Raw genomic sequence first — 20,375 nt, 5'->3', positions numbered from 1 at the left:
TACTAAACAACTACCGGAAGCCTACCGGGTTCAGCACTTCCACCTCCAGCCGTTCGAGCTTGGTGATGGGCACGTACTGGTTGTCGTGGGCGCCGTCGGGGTAGCCGATGCCCTGGAACACGGCCCCCGACACCGGCCCGCTGCCCGCCAGCGGCTGCTGGAACGCCGGGCCGTACTGGTGCAGCTGGCTGCCGAAATAGTAGAGCAGCTCGAAGCCCGTATAGGCAAACACCGAGGGCGGCAGGTTCATTTGCTGCGAGTAAAGCTGGCGCACCCGCCGCACCCCGGCGCTGTTGCGGTCGAGGTACTTAGGATGGATAAAGTACACGTCGCGCGAGTCGAGCTGGTCGAGGCTGAGACGGTTGTTGTCGAGCCAGGAGGCGTAGGTGATAAGCGGCGGCTTGGCATTCTGCACCCGCAGCGCCGAAAGCGTAAACACGCCCGCTTTAGGGTTGTCAGACGCCACGACGAGGTGGCCGATGGTCTTCAGATCGATGCCCCCGAAGCCGGCCGCCAGCGAGGTTTCGTCGTCGGACTTGAGGCGGCGCAGCTGCAGTACTTTGCCGCCCAGCGCCTCGTAGGCCTGCTTGTAGGCCAGCCCGAACGCGGTTTCGTCGTTGGTGTCTTCGTAGAGCACCACGGCCGTGCGCGGGCCACCCAGGCGGGTGTAGGCGAACTGCGCCGCCTGCCGGGCCTGGGTGGTGGTGGCGGGCTCGAACAGGTAGTGCCAGGCATTGTCGAGCACTAGGCTGCCATCCTGCGACAGCGGGTTGACAACGGCAATCTGGTGCTGCTGGGCGTACTGGGCCAGCAGCTTCGAGCCCGACTTATAAATGGGGCCAATGATGAGGTCCATGCCGGCCAGCTCGGGCAGCGTGAGCACCTGCTTGAGCTGCACGGTATCGGCGCCGGTGTCGTAGGCAAAGAGTTGCACCGGCCGGCCGGCGCGCTGGAGCGAGTCCTGGGCCAGGCGCAGGCCGGCGTACAGGTCAGTCACGAACTGGTTGCGGCGGCGCTTTTCCCAACTCGTATCATTGAACTCGAAGGGCAGCAGCACCCCGATGTTGTAGCTGCTTTTTTTGGTGCCGCCCAGCCGGGGCGTGTAGGCGTTGCGGTCGAGCTTAAAGCGGCTGATGAGCTGGTCGAGCTGGGGCTGGTCGGCGCTGGTGTACCAGCCGCCGCTTATCAGCTTGTCGGCGAAGGCCCGGCCCAGGGCGGCATCCTGCGGAAAATCCTTCAGCAACGCCTGGAAGGTCGCTTTCTCGCCGATGCGGGGCAGGTAGGCGGCTTCCATATTGGCCCGCTCGGCGGCCAGCGTGCCGGCCGGCAGCCCGTTCAGCACGGCCAGGGCGTTGGCGTAGTCCTGCTGCTCAAACGAAATCTGACCCTGCAGAAACAGGGCTTCGGGCAGGCCGGCCCAGTTGGCGTAGCGGTTGCGCAGCAGGTTAAGCATCTGCTCGGCTTCAGCCCATTTTTTCAGGCGGCTGGCGGCCACGGCGTACAGGTAGGCGGCTTCCGGGGCCCGCGCGAACTTGGCAGTGGGCAGCGTGAGGGGCTCCAGCTCCTGCATGGCCAGCGCGTAGGAGCCGCGCTCCACCAGAATCTTCCCGTTTTTGTAGTGTAAATCCTGGTCGGGGGTAGCGGCGGCCGGGGCCGCGGGGCCGCCCGGTTTGGCCGCCGACCGGGGCTGGGCCCGCAGCGGCGGAGTGGGAGCTAGACCGGCAAGCAGCAGCACCAGGGGTAGGAGGGTAGATAGCCTCATAGACCGAAAAACCAGGGAAGGAGCGGAAAAACCACGGAGCCACCACCAGCGCGGCCCGCGCCGCAAAGGTAAGGAGTTGCGGCCGGGATGCTAAAATGGCCGGCAAACCCGAGCGGAAGGCTGACGGCTGTTTACGAATGGCCGGATGAAGGGGATGCTTTTAGTTTTGATAGCTTTACTATTATTTGTGAAAGTCATTATACATTTGGGCCATCAACCGGAACGTCTCCGGCTTTCACTTTTCCCCTTTTCATTCACTATGCAGTCCACCAAAGTACCCATCACAGTGGCCGTCGGCGACGGTATCGGCCCCGAAATCATGACCCAAACGCTGCGCATTCTGGAAGCGGCCGGCGCGGCGCTGGCGCCCGAGTTTATCGAAGTGGGCGAGCAGGTGTACCTGGCGGGCCACGCCTCGGGCATCGGGCCGGAGGCCTGGGATTCGCTGCGGCGCACCGGCGTGCTGCTGAAGGCGCCCATCACGACGCCGCTCGGCGGAGGCTACAAGAGCCTGAACGTAACGCTGCGCAAAACCCTGGGTTTGTACGCCAACGTGCGGCCCACCCGCTCGCTCTACCCGGCCGTATTCACCCGCCACCCCGACCTCGATATCGTGATTGTGCGCGAGAACGAGGAGGACCTCTACGCCGGCATCGAGCACCAGCAGACGCCCGAAGTGGTGCAGTGCCTGAAGCTGGTGAGCCGGCCCGGCTGCGAGAAAATCGTGCGCTACGCCTTCGAGTACGCCCGCAAGCACGGCCGCAAGCACGTGACCTGCATGACCAAGGACAACATCATGAAGCTCACCGATGGGCTGTTTCATAAGGTGTTCATGGAAATCGGGCAGGAGTACCCCGACCTGGGCCAGGACCACCAGATTATCGACATCGGCACGGCCCGGCTGGCCGACACGCCCGAACGCTACGACGTAATCGTGACGCTGAACCTGTACGGCGACATTATTTCGGATGTGGTGGCCCAGATAGCCGGCTCGGTGGGCCTGGCGGGCTCGTCGAACATCGGCGACCAGGGCGCCCTGTTCGAGGCTATCCACGGCTCGGCCCCCGATATTGCCGGCCGGGGCATTGCCAACCCCTCGGGCCTGTTGCAGGCCGCCGTGCTCATGCTCGTGCACCTGGGCCAGCACGACGTGGCCGCCCGCGTGCACAACGCCTGGCTCTGCGCCCTCGAAGACGGCCTGCACACGGCCGACATCTACCGCCCCGAAACCAGTGCTGTTAAAGTAAGCACCGAAGGGTTTGCCGACGCCGTAATAGAGCGCCTGGGCCGCATGCCGCAGCAGTTGGCCCCGTTTAAGGCAGGTGAGGCAGCCGAAACCAGTCGGCCCGCCGCCAGGGCTACTGCGGCCTACGAGCGGCCCGTGGTGGCGCAGCAGCTGGTGGGCTCCGACTTGTTTGTGTGCTGGAGCGGTTTCGACCCCAACGAGCTGGGCGGGCAGCTGGTCCGGCTGGCGGGACCCGATATGAAGCTCAAACTCATCACCAACCGCGGCGTGAAGGTGTACCCCAACGGCCACGACGAAACGTTCTGCACCGACCACTGGCGCTGCCGGTTTGTGGCCGCCAACGCCACGGCCGCCACGGCCACCGAGGTGGGCTACACGCCGGTGCAGTTCGGGCAGGTGCTCGATTTGCAGCGCCGCCTGACCGAAGCCGGCGTCATGGTCATCAAAACCGAAAACCTGTACCTTATGGACGGGCAGCGCGCTTTCTCGCTGGGACAGGGCGAATAAGCGGCGCGCCAAGGCTTTCTTTAATCGAAATTTAAGCCTGATTTAACCCTGATTTAAGTTCGGCCTTGCCCCACCTAAGTACCTTTGCCAAACATTCCGGGAGGGAAGTTCCGCAGCTGGCTTTGGTGGGGTAAGGCGAATTTGTGCGCCGACGCGGTAGCATCACTATCAAGTAGTAAAGTGCTGCCCGCCGCCTTTCTTGCATTTGACTATGAATCCATTACGCATTGAGCTGAATGAACGCCTGTACCTGCGCGACCCCCAGGACACGGAGCTGGGCCGCCGGCTGGTGGCCGAGAGCGTGAAGCTGCTGGATGAAATCGGGCTGGAGCAGTTCACGTTTAAAAAGCTGGCCCAGCGCATGGAATCAACGGAAGCCTCGCTCTACCGCTACTTCGAAAACAAGCACCGGCTGCTGGTGTACCTGGTGTCGTGGTACTGGGCCTGGCTGCGCTACCAGATTCGGTTTCACACCCACAACGTGCCCGACGCCGCCCAGCGCCTGCGCCTGATTCTGGGCATTCTCACCCGCGCCCACCACGACGACCCCAGCACCCCGTCGCTCGACGAAGCGGCCCTGCACCGCATCGTGGTCAACGAGGCCTCCAAGGCCTACCTCACCCACGATGTCGACCAGGACAACCAGGCCGGGCTTTTCCGCGAGTACAAGCGCCTGGTGGCCGAAGTGGCCGAGGTGGTGGCCGAGCTTAACCCCGCCTACCCGTACCCGCGGGCGCTGGTGAGCACGCTGGTAGAGGCCGCCCGCAAGCAGCACTTCTTTGCCCGCCACCTGCCCGGCCTCACCGATACCCCGGGCGCCGGCGAGCAGGAGCAGAATGTGTGTCATTTCCTGGAAAGCCTGGCTTTTGGCGCGCTGCGCGAGCAGCGTGGCGTGGCGCTTTAGCCGACTTCTTTTCAATACTTCCCCCGCCTTTACCCGTTTATGGCCAACGCCCCGGCAACCTCGCTCACCCCCACGCAACGGCTGTGGAAGCTGCTGCACAGCGAGCGGCGCGACATCACCTACCTCTATATGTATGCGGGCCTGGCGGGCCTCATCAGCCTCACGCTGCCGCTGGGGGTGCAGTCGGTTATCGGCTTCGTAACGAGCGGCGACGTGAGCACCTCGCTGGTCGTGCTCATTGGCTTTATCGTGTTCGGCACCATTGCCGTGGGCGGCTTGCAGGTGATGCAGCTCTACCTGGTCGAGTTTATTCAGGAACGGCTGTTTGCGCGCATCAGCTACGACTTTGCCGTGCGCCTGCCCCGCGTGCGTACCGAAGCCCTGAACGGGCAATACCTGCCCGAGCTGATGAACCGCCTGCTCGACGCGCCCACCCTGCAAAAGGGCCTCACCACGCTGCTCATCGACTTTTCGGCCGCCGCCCTCCAGATTCTGTTCGGCCTGCTGCTGCTCTCGTTCTACCATCCGGCCTTCATCCTGTTTGGCCTGGTGCTGCTGGGTCTGCTGGCGCTGCTGGTTCGGGCTACCGGTCCGGGCGGCCTGAAAAGCAGCCTCGTCGAGTCGAAATACAAGTACCAGGTGGTGGCCTGGCTCGAAGACGTGGCCCGCACGGTGTACACGTTCCGCAACCCGGTGCGCCAGCAGCTGGCCATCGGCCGCACCGACGAGCTGGTGGATAGCTACCTGACGGCCCGGCAAACGCACTTCCGGGTGCTGGTGACGCAGTTTTGGGGCTTCGTGGCGTTTCGGGGGCTGATTACGGCCGCGCTGCTCATTATCGGCTGCTGGCTGCTGATTACCAAACAGCTCAACATCGGCCAGTTTGTGGCGGCCGAAATCGTGATTATCCTCATCATCACGGCCATGGAAAAGGTGCTGCTCAAGCTGGATGTGGTGTACGACGCGCTGACCTCGCTCGACAAAATCGGCTACGTGCTCGACCTGCCCCTGACTGCCACCAGCGGCGGCACCTACGAGCTGCCCCGGCCCAGCCCCCTGGCGGGCCTCGGCGTGCAGCTGCACGGCCTGAGCTACCGCTACCCCGACAATGCCAGCGAAACGGTTACCGATTTGTCGCTCCGGCTGGCTCCGGGCGAACGGGTGGGCCTGGTGGGCTTCGATGGCTCGGGCAAAAGCACGCTGCTCAGCATCATGGCCGGCCTGCTCGAAGGCTACGACGGCGTGGTTGCCTACGGCGACCGGCCCCTGCGCGACCTGGCCCCCACCTGCCTGAGCCGCGACCTGGCCGACAATATTTCGCATCAGGCCCTCTTTGAAGGGACGCTGCTGCAGAACATCACCATTGGCCAGGCCTTTATCGAGCCCGCCGATGTGGCCTGGGCCCTGGAGCTGGTGGGCCTGCGCGATGAGCTGTACGCCCGCGTTCAGGGCCTCAACACGCCCATCGGCGTGGGCACGCCGCTTTCTGATAGCGCCCGCCAGAAGCTGCTGCTGGCCCGCGCCCTGGTTAGCCGGCCCCGGTTGCTGCTGCTGGATAACCCGCTGCCGGGCGTCGAGCGCACCGAGCGCCTGCGCATTCTGGGCCGGCTGCTGGCGCCCACCGAGCCCTGGACCGTGCTGGTAGCCACCCACAGCCCCGATGTGCTGCAACTCTGCGACCGGGTGGTGCTGCTGCGCGACGGCCGCCTGGCTGCCGAGGGCAGCTACGACACCATTGCCCGGCTGCTGTAGCCGAACCGGCTTGCGGAACAGCCGCCCACCCCTTCGCCTTTCTATTCTGTCGCTTACCTATGAACCCGGTAAAACCGCCCCTGGAAATACCCGACCCGCTGACGGCCGGCTTCCGCTCGTATCAGCGGGTGCAAACGCCGCGCACCGGCCGGGTGCTGGCCCGCTGGCTGGCCGTGCTGGGCGTGCTCGTGGTGCTGGCCGGCTTCCTGCCCTGGACCCAGAACATCCGCTCGTACGGCAAGCTCACCACCCTGCGGCCCCAGGACCGCCCCCAGAACGTGCCCAGCACCATTGCCGGCCGCATTGCCAGCTGGCGGGTGCGCGAGGGCCAGCGCGTGCAGCAGGGCGATACGCTGGTCGTCATCACCGAAATCAAGGAGAAATACTTCGACCCCCAGCTGCTGGAGCGCACCCGCGAGCAGCTGGAAGCCAAAATTTCGGCTCTGGAGCAGAACGAGGGCAAAACCGCCGCCCTCGGCAACCAGCAGCAGGCCCTGCGCACCGGGCTGGCCGTCAGCCTCAGCAAAGCCCGCAATAAAGTGGCCCAGAGCCGGCTGAAAGTCAGCTCGGAGGAGGCCACCCTGCGGGCCGCCGAAAACGACTTCGCCATTGCCCGCGAGCAGCTCGACCGGCAGGAAGAGCTGTACCGCCAGGGCCTCAAGAGCCTGACCGAGCTGGAAGGGCGCCGCCTTAAGTTCCAACAGAGCCGCGCCAAGCTGCAGGAAGAGCAGAACACGCTCGACCAGGCCCGCCAGGAGCAAACCAACGCCGGGCTGGAGCTGGCATCGTTGCAGGCCGAGTACCAGGACAAGCTGGCCAAGTCGGAGTCGGACCGGCGCTCGGCCGTAGCCTACCAGTTCGACTCGGAAGGCCAGATTGCCAAGCTGCGCAACGAGCTGGCCAACCTCAGCATCCGGGCCGGCTACTACGCCATCCGGGCCCCGCAGGACGGCTACGTGGTGCGGGCGCTCAAGCAGGGAATTGGCGAAATGGTGAAGGAGGGCGAAGCCGTGGTGACGGTGCTGCCCATCGCGCCCGAGCTGGCCGCCGAGCTGTACGTGCAGCCCATGGACATTCCGCTGCTGAGCGTGGGCCGCGAGGTGCGGCTGCAGTTTGATGGCTGGCCGGCGCTGGTGTTCAGCGGCTGGCCGGGCTCTAGTTTCGGCACCTTCGGGGGCCGGGTGGCCGTCATCGACAACGTGGACTCGCAGGGCCAGTACCGGGTGCTGGTAACGCCCGACCCCGACCTGGAACCCTGGCCCGCGCCGCTGCGGGTGGGCTCGGGCGTGTACGGCTGGGCCCTGCTCGACGACGTGCCCATCTGGTTCGAGCTCTGGCGCCAGCTCAACGGCTTCCCGCCCAACTTCGAAGGCGTGCCCACCAGCGCCCACCAGAACAAGGATAAAGTCGTTAAACCCGCCGCCGGCCAGGACGATGCTTATTAAAGCGGCAAGCTACAAGCTGCAAGCCACAAGCTTTTTGAACGTGCTTGCCGCTTGCCGCTCACGGCTTGCCGCTCCTAAACCAACCCCCATGTTGCTCCGAATGCTCCTGTTTGTCCTCACGCTGCTGCCCGCCATTTCGGTTCGGGCTCAGGTGCCGGTAGGGCTTGCGGGGAGCACGCCGGCGGCCGATTCGGGGCGGGTGTTTGGCCTGGCCGATTTGCTGGGCTACGTGGCCCTGCGCCACCCTGTTGCCCGGCAGGCGGGGCTGCTGCCCGAGCGCGCCCGCCAGGAGGTGCGCTACGCCCGCGGCCTGTTCGACCCCACCGCCACCAGCAAGTACTCCGGCAAAACCCTCAAGGGCCAGCAATACTACCACGACTGGGACACCCAGCTGCGGGTGCCGGTCTGGTACGGGTTCGAGGTGAAAGCCGGCTACGAGCGGGGTACCGGCAAGTACATCAACCCCGAAAACTACACGGCCCCGGCAGGCCTGAGCTACGTGGGCCTGAGTGTGCCGCTGGCCCAGGGCCTGCTGATAGACGAGCGCCGGGCCGCCGTGCGCCAGGCTCAGGCGTTGCAGGGCCTGGCCGAAGCCGAGCGGCGCGGCGCCCTCAACAAGCTGCTGCTGCAGGCTGCCAAAGACTACTGGAACTGGAACCTGAGCTACCGGCAGTTGGAACTGCGCCGCCAGAACCTGGCGCTGGGCGACGTGCGCTTCCGGGCTGTGCGCCAGCGCGTGCGGCTGGGCGATTTGGCCGCCATCGACTCGGTGGAGGCGCTGGGCGAGCTGCAGAAGCGCCAGGCCGAGTTCAGTGAGGCCCAAATGGAGTTCCAGAACGCCACGCTGCAACTCAGCAACTACCTCTGGAACGAGCAGCAGCAGCCCCTGAGCCTGCCCGCCACCGCCCGGCCCCAGCCCTTGCCCGCCCCCGCCGACTGGCGCACGCTGCGCCCCGATTCGGTAGCTGCCCTCACGGCCCTGGCCCAACAAATTCATCCGGAGCTACAAAAGAGCCGAGCCAAGCTGCTGCAGCTGTCCGTCGAGAACCGGCTGTTGCGCAACAAGCTGCTGCCCAAGCTCACCCTCGACTACAACCTGCTGCAGGCCGGCCAGCCCTTCGGCCCCGAGGCGCCCGCCAGCCTGCGCGGCCGCTACCTCGAAAACAACTACAAGCTGGGCCTGAGCTTTGCCTACCCGCTGCTGCTGCGCCAGGAGCGGGCCAAGCTCCAGCTCAACCGCCTCAAGCAGCAGGACGCCGAGCTGAGCCTGCAGCAGGACGCCCGCGAAATTGAAACCGGCGTGCTGACCGTGGCCAACAGCTGGGCCGCCCTGCGCGAGCAGCTGGCCCTGCAGGCCCAGGTAGCTGCCAATGCCGGCCGGCTGCTGAACGGCGAGCAAATCCGCTTCGAAAACGGCGAAAGCTCGGTGTTCCTGCTCAACGCGCGCGAGGCCAAGCTGCTGGAAGCCCGCCAGAAGCTGGCCGAGCTGCAGGCCAAGTACGCCCAGACCCAGGCCACGCTGCGCTGGGCCGCCGGCGGCATTGCCGAGGAGCCACAGCCGTAGCGCATGCCGCGTTACGGGGGCAAACCCGCCCGCTGCGCGTTCAATTTGCCGGGTTACGGATTTGATTCGTTATATTGAAGGGTTGATTTGTCCTGTTATAAGCTTTATTTATCATGTTGCGGGTCTGATTTGCCCCGTTAAAGGTTTGATTTGTTGCCTTACGAGTCTGATGTGCTCTGCTAAGGATTCGGCTTGCCAGGTTACGGGTCTGATTTACCGCGTTACGGGTTCAACTTGCCCCGTTATAGGTTCGATTTGCCGCGTCATTACCCCAGTCGGCCGCGTTACGGCTTTGCTTGTTTGCGGACCTGACGCGCCTGGGCCAGGTACCGCGGCAGTTCCGGACACTTGAAATTGCCGTATTTGCGGGTATGTCGATGTCGGTTAGCACCTTTTCCCAAACCCAACTGCGGCGGCGCCTGAGCCTGCTGCTGGTGCTGGGCCTCTCGCTGGCTCTGAGCGTGGGCCTGATTACCGGCCGGGTGCTGCTGACGCGCCAGATCAGCTTTATTTTTCTGCTCTGGAACCTGTTTCTGGCTTTGGTGCCGTTTGGGCTGAGCACCATGCTGGGCCTGGCCGCCGGCCGGCTGCGGCTGCGGCTGCTGCTGCCGGTGGGCGCGGCCTGGCTGCTGTTCTTTCCCAACGCGCCCTACATCCTCACCGACCTGTTCCACCTGCACCCGCGCCCCGGCGTGCCCTACTGGTACGATTTGGCCCTGCTGCTGAGCTGCGCCTGGAACGGGTTGATGCTGGCCTACGCCTCGCTCACCGACATGCAGCAGCTCGTAACGCGCCGGCTGGGCGCGCTGGCCGGCTGGGGCTTTGCCGCGCTGGCGCTGTTGCTGAGCAGTTTCGGCATCTACCTGGGCCGCTACCTGCGCTTCAACAGCTGGGATGTGCTCACCAACCCCATCAACCTGTTCTACGACATCCTCACGCGCCTGCTGCACCCGCGGGCCTACCTCGGCACCTGGGGCGTTACGCTGCTCTACGGCCTGTTTCTGCTGCTCGGCTACGCCACCGTGCGCCTGCTGGGCCGGATGGGGGAGGAGCGTAGTTGAGCTGCAAGCCACAAGCCGCAAGCTGCTGTTCGAAAATCAACTTGCAGCTTGTAGCTTGCGGCTTGTAGCTCTTTTAATGCCATGCTCCACCTCACGCCCCCCGACGAAAACGCCCCCACCATGCGCTGGGGCCAGCTGCTGAGCCGCCGCCGCTACCCCGAGCAGCCGCAGCTGCACGTCGTGAGCGAGGCCGCGCCGGTACGCGGGGCCTTCGTGGCCGACTACGACCGGGTGGTGTTTAGCTCGGCCTTCCGGCGGCTGCAGCGCAAAACCCAGGTGATGCCGCTGCCCGAAACCGACTTCGTGCACACCCGCCTCACGCACTCGCTCGAAACGGCCTGCGTGGGCCGCTCGCTCGGCCGCCTCGGGGGCCGGCTGCTGCTCGAAGAAACCGAGGGCCTGGCCACCGAGCTGCCCCACCTCGACGCCGACTTCGGCGACATTGTGGCCGCCGCCTGCCTGGCCCACGACATCGGCAACCCGCCCTTCGGCCACTCGGGCGAGGACGCCATTTCGGCCTACTTCCGCAGCCCCGCCGCCGAGCCCTTCGTGCGCATGCTCAGCGAGGGCCAGCGCGCCGATTTGCAGCATTTCGAGGGCAATGCCGCGGGCTTCCGGGTGCTCACCCACACCTACGCGGCCCACAGTAGCGGCTCGGCGGGCCTGGGCCTGACGTACGCCACGCTGGGCGCGTTCAGCAAGTACCCGCGCCCCTCGGTGCTGCCCGAGGCCGGCTGCACCGAAGGCATCAGCGAGAAGAAATACGGCTACTTCCAGACCGAAGCCGGGCGGTTTGAGGAGGTGGCCCGCGAGCTGGGCCTGCTGCCCAAGCCGGCCGACTCGGAGGCTGCCGGCTTCTACCACCGCCACCCATTGGCTTTTCTGGTAGAGGCCGCCGACGACATCTGCTACCGCATCATCGACTTCGAGGATGGCCTCAAGCTGGGTTTGATTCCGAGTGGGCCGGGGCTGGCGCTGCTGCGCGATATGCTCGGCGATGCGCCCACCCGCCGCGGCTCGGTGGAGTGGCGCGACTGGCGCGAGGAGCTGGGCTATCTGCGCGCCCGCCTCATCAACCAGCTCGTGCAGCAAACCGCCCGCCGCTTCGCCGACCGTGCCCCCCAGCTGCTGCGCGGCCACCTCGACGAGCCGCTGGTGCGCCAGCTCGACTGCTGGGAGCAGCTGCAGGAAGTTCACCGCCTCACCGTGCAGCACCTCTACCAGAGCCGGCCGGTGCTCGAAATTGAAGCGGCCGGCTTCGAGGTGCTCGGCGGCCTGCTCGATGCCTTTCTGGCCGCCACCTTCGACCCCCAGGACAGCGCCCGCTCGCGCAAGCTGCGCCAGCTGCTGCCCGAGCAGTTCCGCGCCACCGGCCCCCAGCAGGGCGCGGCCGCCTACGAGCAGATTATCCTGCTCACCGACTACATCGGCGGCCTCACCGACCAGAACGCGCTCAGCCTGTTCCGTACTATTCGCGGCATCGACCTGCCCAAAGGTTTCTGAGGCTTGCTGGGCGGCATCACCGTCTTACAGCTAATTCCGCAGCTTTTCTGCCATGAAGATTCACCATCCACTGCACCTTTTTGCGCTTATTCTGACGGCCTTCGCGGCGGGCTTCCTGCTCAGTGGCATTCTGAAGGATTATGAGGCGACCGGGCACTCGGAAACCGTATTTATCGTGCTGCTGGCGCTGGCTTGCCTGTCGCTGGTATCGTTGGTGTCGCTCGGTTTCCGGAAAGCGCCTTTCAGGAACTCGGACCGGTAATCTTCCGACTTTTCGCCGGCCGGCGCCCGTATTCAACGTCTTCAATCGGCAAAAAAGCGGAGCAGGCGTTGGTACTTTTCCTGCACTTCGGCTTGTTGCTGGCGCTGCTGCTGTTTTTTAAAGAGGCGCACTTTGTAGCGGCTGCCGGGCTCCCGATGCAGCTGCAGGTAGATGAGGCCCCGGCTGCGGCGGTCGGTGGCCTCGCCGGTCCTGATTCGCTCGATGCGCTTGCGGTTGTTGCCAAACAGGGTTTGCAGCGGACTCAGGCCCACAAACAGGTCGGCGCGGCCGTCGAGGCCGTACTCGCCGGTTACCTGCAGATCGGTCAGGTTGCTGCTCAGGTTGAGGTCGGGAATCAGCAGCTGGCCCTTATCGAGCAGGAAATCGGCCTGCACCGGCTCGAAGTAGAGGTGGCCGGTGCGGCGCGGGCTCAGCATGCGCAGCGCCTGCATCAGGGCATCCACTTCCAGCAGCTCCAGGTTCAGCAAATCGGCCTGCACCAGGGCACGGGTGGTGGCCAGGCGGGGCAGAAAAGTCTGGTCGAGGTTGGTGCGGATGGTGGCTTCGGCCTGCATGCGTCCCCGCACGTTGGCGGGGCCCAGCACATCGAGGCCCAGCGGAGCGGCCAGGGCAAACAGCTGGGGCAGCTCCACGTTGCGCAGCTGCATGTGGGCCCGCAGCGGGTGGTGGCTGGCGCCCGAGTCGGTGCGCAGGATGCCGTTCAGCGCCAGCTCGCCCCCGAACGCCTGCACCGAGCAGCTTTCCAGCCGGGCCCGGCCGGTTTCAAGCATGGTTTTCAGCTTGAAATTGGTGCCGCGCAGCACGCCGTAGTGCATGCGGTTGGCCGTTACATACACCTGCCCGGTAATAGTACCATCCAGAAACGGCGACGTGGGCCGGGCCGGCCGGCCGGGGCGCGCGCCGCGCCTGACGGTTGCCGCCGCGGCCCGGTCGGCGCGCCGGCCGCGTCCGGTGGGCTGGCTGCTGCCGCCGAGCTGGTCGGACTGCGGCATGGTGCCCAGGTCGGCGAGCAGCTGCAGAAAGCGCTGCACATCGAGCGTATCGTAGTGCAGCTCTACGGCGGCGCGGGCGTTGGCCAAATGAATGCCTTCCAGCGCCGCCTGCGCCCGAATGCGGCCCTGCCCGCCGGTGCTGGTGCGAAAAGTCAGGTCGGGAATCCGGAAATCGGGCCCGGTCTTGTCTACGTGGAAGCGTAGCCGCTGCAGGCTGCGGGTGCCCTTCAGCTGCAGCTGCTCAATGGCCACCTCGATGCGGCCGCTGGTGGCCAGCAGCAGCTCGCGCAGCGTAGGGTCGGCGGTGGTGTTGCCCGGCCCCGGTGGGCGGCGGGGCGGGCGCGAAATGCGGGCCAGCAGCCGCTCGTAGTTCAGGCTGGGCACCTGCACCGTCAGGCGCACCTGCACCGGCTCGGCGCCGGTTTCGTCGGTGGCCCAGTGGGCCTGCCCGCCCAGCTGTCCACCCCAGACCCGTACCCGCAGCTCGCGCAACGCCACCTGGTGGCCATCGTGGTGCACGGTAGCGGCCAGCTCGCGCAGCGTATCGCCGGCCAGCACCAACTGGGCGCAACGCAGGCGCACGCCATCGAGGCGCAGGCCCGCCGGCAGGATGCTCAGCATGTCGGCCGCCTGGGCCGGGTCGGTGGCAGGGCGGCGGCGGGGCTGGCCGGCCGGAGCGGGGGGGGCGGTCAGCAGCCGCCGCAGCTCGGGCAGGCGCAGCTCGTCCACGCTCACCGAGCCGCTGATGTGGGTGGTGGGGTGCTGACCGCTCAGGTAGGCCAGCAGGTTGGTGGTGGCGGCGTTGGCCTGCAGGTGCATGCCGTTGAGCTGGCCGGCCAGGTTTTCCAGTTGCCAAAGGCTGTCGTTCAGGCGCACCCGCCCGCTGAGCGCCCGGATGTAGGCCTGGCGGTGCGGAACATCAAAAGAGGCCCTTTCCAAGCTGACAGTGCCCTTTACGGCAACCGGCAGTCGCAGCCGGTGCTTGCCCGGCCCGGCCCGCCGCGGCCGGAAATCGGGCAGCCAGCCGTCCAGCTCCAGGTCGAGGGCGGCCTCGCCGGCCCGCGCCCGCCATAGCTCGGGCACTACCACCGAGGCCAGCGTCTGCAGCTCGGTGCGGCCCTGAATGCGGCCCTGTACCCGGGGGCGGGTGAAGTCGCGCACGGTGAGTTGGGCGTCGAGCTGGCCGGCCGTGGAGTAGATGCGGCACTGCTCGAAGGTGAGGTAGGTGGTGCGCGCATTGTGGCCCGGGCCGTTGTCGAACACGCCGCGGGCATCCCAGCGGCGGATGCGGCGGGCGGGGTCGGGCCACTGCACCCGGGCGTTGCGCAGCTCGAAGCGCAGCACCGTGCGCGGGCGCACCGTGGGCCCGCTCAGGCCCCGGATGGTGTAGCTGATGCGGGCGTGGCTGGGGCTGCGGGTGCCCTCCAGATACTGCTCCAGGTTGTCGGGCAGGGCCACGCGCAGCACTTTCAGCAGCGGCTGGTAGCCCCGGAAATGCAGGTTCAGGCGGGCCCCCCGGGGTTCGCCCGGCCCGGCGCCGCGGTGCGTGCCGCTGATGTGCACGGTGTCGCCGCTGAGCGTGGCCCGCGTGCGCCGGAACGTGCCCTCGCGACGGCCAAAGTCGTAGCCGTAGCGCACCTGCGCCACCACGTCTTCCTGCGAGAAAATGAGGCTGCGGCTGCTGCGCAGGTAGTTGAGGCGGCCCGCCAGCCGGCCCCGCACGTGGGCTACGCCGCCGCGGGTACGTACGGCCAGCCGCCCACGCGCCACCCGCGCCGCAAAGCCGCTGTTGTGCAGCTCGTTGCGGTCCGACACGCGCAGGTTGACAATAATCAGCGAGTCGAGGTCGAAGTCGGGTGGCAGCTGGGGCTGGTCGCGCCGGGGGCCGCGGCCGCGCAGGCCCCAGTCGTGGCCGGCCGAGTCGGTGAGCTGGCGGAACTCGGCGTTGTGCAGCGTCAGGCGCTGCACCTCGAAGCGGCCGTGCCAGAGCGGGCGCAGGGCCAGGCGCATATCGGCCCGGCCCACGCGCAGCACTTCCACTGCCCGGCGGGCCGAGGTGTCGGTGAGGGAAAGGTGGTGCAGCGAGGCCGTGAGGTACGGAAAGTCGCGCAGCAGCGAGTAATCGAGCGTCAGCGGGGCCAACACCAAGTCGGAGTGGGCCGCCAGCCGCTGCCGCACCAGCTGCGTCAGGCGCTGGTGCCCCCACTCCGACTGCAGGGCCCACAGTCCCGCCCCCGCCAACAGCAGCACCGCCAGCACCAGGCCAGCCAGAATCCGCAGTAGCAGGGGAAGAAACCGCATATATTTAAGCTGTTAGCTGGTATTTCGAGCTGTTAGCTGAGGGCTATTAGCTGTTAGCTTTTTCCGTTGAACGAAAGCTATTAGCTAATAGCTCTCAGCTAGCAGCTTCAGAAAAACTAGTAGTCGGTACGGGCCTCGTGCTGCTCCCAAGCGCGGAAACCGGCCAGCGACTCGTCGCGCAACAGCTGCTGCATGGGCAGGCGGCGCTGGTCGAGCGGCTTTTCCAGCTCCTCATAAATGAAGTGGTCGTCGAAGCCGATGGCGGCGGCGTCTTCCTTGGTGTTGCCGTAGAACACGCGGCGCGGGCGGGCCCAGTAAATGGCGCCCAGGCACATCGGACAGGGCTCGCAGCTGGTGTACAGGTCGCAGTCGGTGAGCTGGAAAGTGCCCAGCTCGGCGCAGGCCTTGCGGATGGCGTCTACTTCGGCGTGGCAGGTGGGGTCGTGGGTGCTGGTTACCTGGTTGAAGCCGCGGGCAATAATTTCGCCGTTGCGGACAATTACGGCGCCAAAGGGTCCGCCGTGGCCGGCCTGCATTTTTTCAATAGAAAGGCGAATGGCTTCGCGCATGAACTCGGGGTTGGGAGCTTCCATCAACTAGAAGGATAAAGGGGGAAACGAAACGGCCACCCCTGCGGGAGGCCAATAACGCGCAAATTACAACTTCGGCCGCCGGTTACCGCCCCGCTTCCGCGGGCGCGCCCCGACGAATTCAGGCCGCCCCGCCCGAAACGACCGGGCCCTCAAAATTTAGCTGACCGGTTTGCAACCTTTCGGCCCGCTTGTTGCCTCTTGCTTTCTGAAGACCCTAACAGCTGTTTTACTAAATGCTGCCGTCGCGAGCAGGCTTTGGCCTGATAGTTGACAGGAGAGATTTGAAAGAATAGTTTATTAGGTGTTTTGGTTGTGGAAAAGGGCTCCGGTACTACCGGAGCCTTTTTTGTTTATTGGTATTTTAGGCGTTGTATAGCAGTTAGTTAAGCCAGGCAACGGCAGTTTGCGCAACTACCGCCGCCGGCCCAAACAGCGGCGTCGGCAACGCCGGAACCAGGGCCCGGAGGTTGCCGACGCCGCTGTTTGGGCCGGACGCAGGGGAGCAGTAAGTAATCTGGAGCTTAAATAACCAGCCGCAGCTCGTAGCCGGAGCCGGGCGCGGGCACGCTGAAGGCACCCACGCGGCTGGGGCCGTAGCCGAGGTTGATTTTTATCCACTCGTCGCGCACGGGTAGCATCCCGATAATTTCCTGGCGCTGGGCGGCCAGGTCGTCGCGCAGGTTTTGCAGCTCGTTGCCCGATTCGGCGGTGGGCTGGGGGAAGCTGCCGGGGGCGGGGCGCTGGCCCAGGGCAACGGCCGGGGCAGGCGGCGGATCGAGGGCTACGTTGGTAGCGGCAATTTCGGCCTGGGCCAGCTCTTTTTCGGCGGCCAGGTAGGCCTGCAGCTTTTCTTCGAGCGGCTTGAGTTCGGGAGCGAGGTAATCGAGGTTGCTGGCCATGCGGCAGGAGGGGTTACAGGGAGGAAAGAGTGCCCATCTGAACGCAGAATGGGCCCGCAAGGATACACCAGCTAGCGCGGGCCAGGCTCGGGCGGAGCCGGTTTGGGGCGGTTGCGCTGGCATTTCTCGCCGCAGTATTTCACCTCATCCCAGCAGTTGCGCCACTTTTTGCGGTAGGCAAAGGGCCGGCCGCAGGTCAGGCAGAGTTTGGTGGGCAGGTGGGGTTTCTGGTGTGAAGCCAAGGGAGCGAAACGTAAGTTGCGAAATGTAGCAGCAGCGGCCGGAACTGCTTACGGGGAAACTGCCGGGCCGGCCAGTCTGGAGGGTTATGGCAGATTGTGGCGGGTTGTGGCGGCGGTTGTTTTGGGGCGGCGGCAGCGGCGGGCGTTCAAAAGGCTGGCCCCGGCGTCCGGTTTGGCCCGCTGCGGCCGAGCAGCCGTATCTTTGCCCCATGTCTACCCCTCAAACTTCGGCCCCCGACCCGCTGGGGCACGCCCTGCTCGACTACCAGCAGGGCCGGCTCAGTGCCACGCTGGCCGTGCACAGCTCCGTAACCGACGAAGAAGTGCTGCCCGCCGCCTACTTTTTCCGCCCGCTCTGGGAGATGCCCGACCTGGAGCGCACCGCTCTGGAGCATTGCCAGGGCCGCGTGCTCGACCTGGGCGCCGGCGCCGGCTGCCACGCCCTGGAGCTGCAGGCGCGCGGCTTCGCGGTGAAAGCCGTCGATATTTCGCCCGGCGCGGTGCAGGTAATGCAGCAGCGCGGCGTGCGCGAAGTGGCCTGCCACGACCTGTTCGACCCGGCGCTGGCCCAGCAAAACGAGCGGTTCGATACGCTGCTCATGCTTATGAACGGCCTGGGCCTGACGGGCACGCTGGAGGGGCTGGAGCAGTTTCTGCAGCACGCCAAAACCCTGCTCAACCCCGGCGGCCAGATCCTGGCCACGTCTTCCGATATCAGCTACCTCTACGAAGACGAGGACGGCGCCCTGGTGTTCAACCTCAATGGCCCCTACTACGGCGAGGTGCGCTACTCGATGCAGTACGGCACGGAGCAGGGCGCCGAGTTCAGCTGGATTTTCGCCGACCCCAGCCTGCTGCAGGACTGCGCCACGGCCGCCGGCTACGAGGTGGAGTTTGTAGAGGAAGACGAACAGCAGCAGTACCTGGTACGCCTTTCTTTGAGCTTTTAGCTGAGAGCTGTTGGCTGTTAGCTTTCGTGCCACGGTTTTGGTTGGAAACCAACCACAGAATAATCCGCAAACCCCATTTCATCAAGAACAAAAAGCTATCAGCTAACGGCTGTCAGCTAAAAGCTCCCCAAAATGTTTGACCGCACTTACACCGTCCGCTGGGCCGATATGGACCCCAACGGCCACATGCGCCACTCGGCCTACACCGATTACGCCGCCCAGCACCGCATCGAGTTTCTGGCGGCCAGCGGCTTCACGCTGCCCTACTTCGCCAAAACCGGCCTGGGGCCCATCCTGTTCCGCGAGGATACCCGCTTTCTGAAGGAGCTGCACATCAACGAGCAGCTGCGTATAACCGGCGAGCTGGCGGGCCTGAACGCCGATGGCTCGCGCTGGAACATGGTGCACACGCTCTACAAGCCCGATGGCCGGCCCGCTGCCACCGTCAGCGTGGAGGGCGCCTGGCTGGATTTGCGCACCCGCAAGCTCACCACGCCGCCGCCCGAAATTACCGCCCTCATGGCCGAGCTGCCCCGCCACGAGTCGTATCGAGACTTGTAAATTGGGTGATGAGGTAAAAGGTGAGGGGGTGATGAGGTGGCTACTAGCTGCTCCATCACCTCCTCACCTTTAACCCCCTCACCCTACTTTCGCCGCAATGCGTTCCACCTGTTTCTGGTGGTGTAGCACGTGGTCGAGCATGAAATCGAGGGTTTGGTGGATGGTGAGCATGCCCGAGCGCGGGTGCTTGAAGATGGCCCGGCTCAGCAGCTTGCCCGGATACTCGTTCAGCAGGCGCTCCAGATGGCGGCGCGTAGCCTCCCACTGGGTGCGCAGCTCGGGCAGGGCGGGCACCTCGGTGGGCGTCAGCTCGGCCAGGTAGCGCGGCACTTTGAAGCGCAGCCCCGGCAGCCGCAGCGCCAGCCGCAGCAGCCGCGACTTCAGAAACGTGGCCAAGCCAGCCTGCTGCAGCTTGTCGGCCTCGCGTAGCTTCTTTTCGACGTATTGGCCGATGCCGGTTTCCGATACCAGCAGGTGCTGCACTACCTGCGCCGCCGACCATTGCCCCGGCCCCGGCGACACGGTGGCCCGCTCGCCCAGCGCCTCCACGCTGGCCAGCAAATGGTTGGTGGCGCGCTCCAGATGTTCGAGGCGAAGATGCAGACGGTGGTTCATAAGGAAGCAAGCGGAAATGCGTGGGAGGGAAGCTGAGCAACAGCGGGAAAAGGTACGTAATAACGTGTCCGTCCGGCCATATCCCGTGCCCGAAAACAAAAAGGCCCGCTTCGAGCGGGCCTTTTCAATTACAAATCCGAATGAGCTTTGTCGGGAGACGAGGCAATCGGCTGAAACGGGCGGCGGATTAGCCTTTCACGTACAGCACGTCCTTTACGGCTTTCACGGTGCGCTCCACGTTGGGCAGCGAGGCCTCGATGAGGGTGGGGGCGTAGGGCAGGGGTACATCCATGCAGGTGATGCGACGGATGGGGGCGTCGAGGTAGTCGAAGGCACGGTTCTGCACCATGTAGGCCAGCTCCGAGCTGATGCTGGCCAGCGGCCAGGCTTCCTCCACCACCACCATACGGTTGGTTTTCTTCACCGATTCCACCAAGGTGTCGTAGTCGATGGGGCGCACCGAGCGCAGGTCGATTACTTCGGCCTTCACGCCGTCCTGAGCCAGCTGGTCGGCGGCTTCGAGGGCCACTTTCATCATCTTGCCAAAGCTGACAATGGTCACATCAGTGCCTTCGCGCACTACGTTGGCTTTGCCAATCGGAATCAGGTACTCCTCTTCGGGCACCTCGCCCTTGTCGCCGTACATCAGCTCCGACTCCATGAAAATCACCGGGTCGGGGTCGCGGATGGCGCTTTTGAGCAGGCCTTTGGCGTCGTAGGGCGTCGAGGGCACCACCACTTTCAGGCCGGGGCAGTTGGCGTACCAGTTCTCGAAGTTCTGCGAGTGCTGGCTCGAAAGCATGCCGGCGTTGCCGGTTGGCCCGCGGAATACAATGGGGCAGGAATACTGCCCGCCCGACATCGAATAGATTTTAGCGGCCGAGTTAATCACCTGATCAATAGCCACCAACGAGAAGTTGAAGGTCATGAACTCGATGATGGGCAGCAGGCCGTTGATGGCCGCGCCCACACCGATGCCGGCAAAGCCCAGCTCGGCAATCGGCGTGTCAATCACGCGCTCGGCCCCGAATTCGTCGAGCATGCCCTGGCTTACTTTGTAGGCGCCGTTGTACTCAGCCACTTCTTCGCCCATCAGAAACACGCGCTCGTCGCGGCGCATTTCTTCACTCATGGCTTCACGCAGGGCTTCCCGGAATTGGATGGTCCGCATAATCAGGTAGGAAAATCAGAAAAT

At 65.2% G+C, this 20,375-nt stretch carries 17 protein-coding genes; 10 read left to right on the top strand and 7 right to left on the bottom strand.

What is annotated here, in order from left to right; all coding sequences use genetic code 11:
• Positions 1-10: 10 nt before the first annotated feature.
• On the bottom strand, positions 11-1,762 hold the full coding sequence (locus H145_RS21185; RefSeq protein WP_083937782.1) for an ABC transporter substrate-binding protein: 1,752 nt from the start codon (positions 1,760-1,762) through the stop codon (positions 11-13).
• Positions 1,763-2,021: 259 nt separating this feature from the next.
• On the opposite strand from H145_RS21185, the gene H145_RS0112495 reads away from it, so the two are divergent.
• The 8 genes from H145_RS0112495 (at position 2,022) to H145_RS0112460 (ending at position 12,006) form a co-directional block, all read left to right on the top strand.
• On the top strand, positions 2,022-3,515 hold the full coding sequence (locus H145_RS0112495; RefSeq protein WP_019948495.1) for an NADP-dependent isocitrate dehydrogenase: 1,494 nt from the start codon (positions 2,022-2,024) through the stop codon (positions 3,513-3,515).
• Between the two features lie 211 nt (positions 3,516-3,726).
• Complete coding sequence (locus H145_RS0112490) at positions 3,727-4,419, top strand: TetR/AcrR family transcriptional regulator (RefSeq protein ID WP_019948494.1); 693 nt, start codon at positions 3,727-3,729, stop codon at positions 4,417-4,419.
• A 39-nt stretch (positions 4,420-4,458) separates the two neighbouring features.
• Entirely contained in the window at positions 4,459-6,171 is a 1,713-nt protein-coding gene (locus tag H145_RS0112485; RefSeq protein ID WP_019948493.1) for a peptidase domain-containing ABC transporter, read from the top strand.
• A gap of 59 nt (positions 6,172-6,230) precedes the next feature.
• Positions 6,231-7,616 carry an HlyD family secretion protein gene (locus H145_RS0112480; RefSeq protein WP_019948492.1) on the top strand — a complete coding sequence of 462 codons (1,386 nt, stop codon included), beginning with the start codon at positions 6,231-6,233 and terminating at the stop codon, positions 7,614-7,616.
• A 100-nt stretch (positions 7,617-7,716) separates the two neighbouring features.
• Complete coding sequence (locus H145_RS21180; protein WP_019948491.1) at positions 7,717-9,180, top strand: TolC family protein; 1,464 nt, start codon at positions 7,717-7,719, stop codon at positions 9,178-9,180.
• Positions 9,181-9,476: 296 nt separating this feature from the next.
• Entirely contained in the window at positions 9,477-10,241 is a 765-nt protein-coding gene (locus H145_RS0112470; protein WP_019948490.1) for a DUF1361 domain-containing protein, read from the top strand.
• Positions 10,242-10,322: 81 nt separating this feature from the next.
• Complete coding sequence (dgt, locus tag H145_RS0112465; protein ID WP_019948489.1) at positions 10,323-11,744, top strand: dGTP triphosphohydrolase; 1,422 nt, start codon at positions 10,323-10,325, stop codon at positions 11,742-11,744.
• A gap of 52 nt (positions 11,745-11,796) precedes the next feature.
• The gene (locus H145_RS0112460) at positions 11,797-12,006 is read left to right on the top strand and encodes a hypothetical protein (protein ID WP_019948488.1); all 210 of its coding nucleotides are present in this window, start codon (positions 11,797-11,799) and stop codon (positions 12,004-12,006) included.
• Positions 12,007-12,047: 41 nt separating this feature from the next.
• Here H145_RS0112460 and H145_RS0112455 read toward each other — a convergent pair whose 3' ends face one another.
• From H145_RS0112455 to H145_RS23370, 4 genes are all read right to left on the bottom strand, one after another.
• Positions 12,048-15,320, bottom strand: a complete 3,273-nt coding sequence (locus tag H145_RS0112455) for an AsmA-like C-terminal region-containing protein (protein WP_019948487.1) — start codon at positions 15,318-15,320, stop codon at positions 12,048-12,050.
• Between the two features lie 116 nt (positions 15,321-15,436).
• Entirely contained in the window at positions 15,437-15,913 is a 477-nt protein-coding gene (locus H145_RS0112450; protein WP_019948486.1) for a nucleoside deaminase, read from the bottom strand.
• Between the two features lie 521 nt (positions 15,914-16,434).
• Positions 16,435-16,812 (bottom strand): hypothetical protein, encoded by a 378-nt coding sequence (locus H145_RS0112445; RefSeq protein ID WP_019948485.1) that lies wholly within the window; start codon positions 16,810-16,812, stop codon positions 16,435-16,437.
• Between the two features lie 71 nt (positions 16,813-16,883).
• Positions 16,884-17,054 carry a DUF2256 domain-containing protein gene (locus H145_RS23370; RefSeq protein WP_019948484.1) on the bottom strand — a complete coding sequence of 57 codons (171 nt, stop codon included), beginning with the start codon at positions 17,052-17,054 and terminating at the stop codon, positions 16,884-16,886.
• 209 nt (positions 17,055-17,263) lie between these two features.
• Here H145_RS23370 and H145_RS0112435 point away from each other — a divergent pair, with 209 nt between their 5' ends.
• Positions 17,264-18,004 (top strand): class I SAM-dependent methyltransferase, encoded by a 741-nt coding sequence (locus tag H145_RS0112435; protein WP_019948483.1) that lies wholly within the window; start codon positions 17,264-17,266, stop codon positions 18,002-18,004.
• Positions 18,005-18,136: 132 nt separating this feature from the next.
• Entirely contained in the window at positions 18,137-18,565 is a 429-nt protein-coding gene (locus tag H145_RS0112430; RefSeq protein WP_019948482.1) for an acyl-CoA thioesterase, read from the top strand.
• 78 nt (positions 18,566-18,643) lie between these two features.
• On the opposite strand, the gene H145_RS0112425 is transcribed toward H145_RS0112430, so the two are convergent.
• Together H145_RS0112425 and H145_RS0112420 are read right to left on the bottom strand one after the other, a co-directional pair.
• Positions 18,644-19,180 carry a DinB family protein gene (locus H145_RS0112425; RefSeq protein WP_019948481.1) on the bottom strand — a complete coding sequence of 179 codons (537 nt, stop codon included), beginning with the start codon at positions 19,178-19,180 and terminating at the stop codon, positions 18,644-18,646.
• A gap of 187 nt (positions 19,181-19,367) precedes the next feature.
• The gene (locus tag H145_RS0112420; RefSeq protein WP_019948480.1) at positions 19,368-20,351 is read right to left on the bottom strand and encodes a pyruvate dehydrogenase complex E1 component subunit beta; all 984 of its coding nucleotides are present in this window, start codon (positions 20,349-20,351) and stop codon (positions 19,368-19,370) included.
• Positions 20,352-20,375 lie beyond the last annotated feature (24 nt).

It is taken from the genome of Hymenobacter aerophilus DSM 13606 (genome assembly GCF_000382225.1).
GTDB classification, from domain to species: Bacteria; Bacteroidota; Bacteroidia; order Cytophagales; family Hymenobacteraceae; genus Hymenobacter; species Hymenobacter aerophilus.
The sequence above is the reverse complement of the archived record's forward strand: the minus strand, read 5'-3'. Positions and strand labels throughout refer to the sequence as shown.

Excerpts from the sequence above, each read along its gene's own strand:
- dgt (WP_019948489.1), top strand. The coding sequence starts at position 10,323 with ATGCTCCACCTCACGCCCCCCGACGAAAACGCCCCCACCATGCGCTGG.
- H145_RS0112495 (WP_019948495.1), top strand. The coding sequence starts at position 2,022 with ATGCAGTCCACCAAAGTACCCATCACAGTGGCCGTCGGCGACGGTATC.
- H145_RS0112450 (WP_019948486.1), bottom strand. The coding sequence starts at position 15,913 with ATGGAAGCTCCCAACCCCGAGTTCATGCGCGAAGCCATTCGCCTTTCT.
- H145_RS0112485 (WP_019948493.1), top strand. The coding sequence starts at position 4,459 with ATGGCCAACGCCCCGGCAACCTCGCTCACCCCCACGCAACGGCTGTGG.
- H145_RS0112445 (WP_019948485.1), bottom strand. The coding sequence starts at position 16,812 with ATGGCCAGCAACCTCGATTACCTCGCTCCCGAACTCAAGCCGCTCGAA.
- H145_RS0112430 (WP_019948482.1), top strand. The coding sequence starts at position 18,137 with ATGTTTGACCGCACTTACACCGTCCGCTGGGCCGATATGGACCCCAAC.
- H145_RS21185 (WP_083937782.1), bottom strand. The coding sequence starts at position 1,762 with ATGAGGCTATCTACCCTCCTACCCCTGGTGCTGCTGCTTGCCGGTCTA.
- H145_RS0112480 (WP_019948492.1), top strand. The coding sequence starts at position 6,231 with ATGAACCCGGTAAAACCGCCCCTGGAAATACCCGACCCGCTGACGGCC.
- H145_RS0112425 (WP_019948481.1), bottom strand. The coding sequence starts at position 19,180 with ATGAACCACCGTCTGCATCTTCGCCTCGAACATCTGGAGCGCGCCACC.
- H145_RS0112460 (WP_019948488.1), top strand. The coding sequence starts at position 11,797 with ATGAAGATTCACCATCCACTGCACCTTTTTGCGCTTATTCTGACGGCC.
- H145_RS0112490 (WP_019948494.1), top strand. The coding sequence starts at position 3,727 with ATGAATCCATTACGCATTGAGCTGAATGAACGCCTGTACCTGCGCGAC.
- H145_RS0112435 (WP_019948483.1), top strand. The coding sequence starts at position 17,264 with ATGTCTACCCCTCAAACTTCGGCCCCCGACCCGCTGGGGCACGCCCTG.
- H145_RS21180 (WP_019948491.1), top strand. The coding sequence starts at position 7,717 with ATGCTCCTGTTTGTCCTCACGCTGCTGCCCGCCATTTCGGTTCGGGCT.
- H145_RS0112420 (WP_019948480.1), bottom strand. The coding sequence starts at position 20,351 with ATGCGGACCATCCAATTCCGGGAAGCCCTGCGTGAAGCCATGAGTGAA.
- H145_RS0112455 (WP_019948487.1), bottom strand. The coding sequence starts at position 15,320 with ATGCGGTTTCTTCCCCTGCTACTGCGGATTCTGGCTGGCCTGGTGCTG.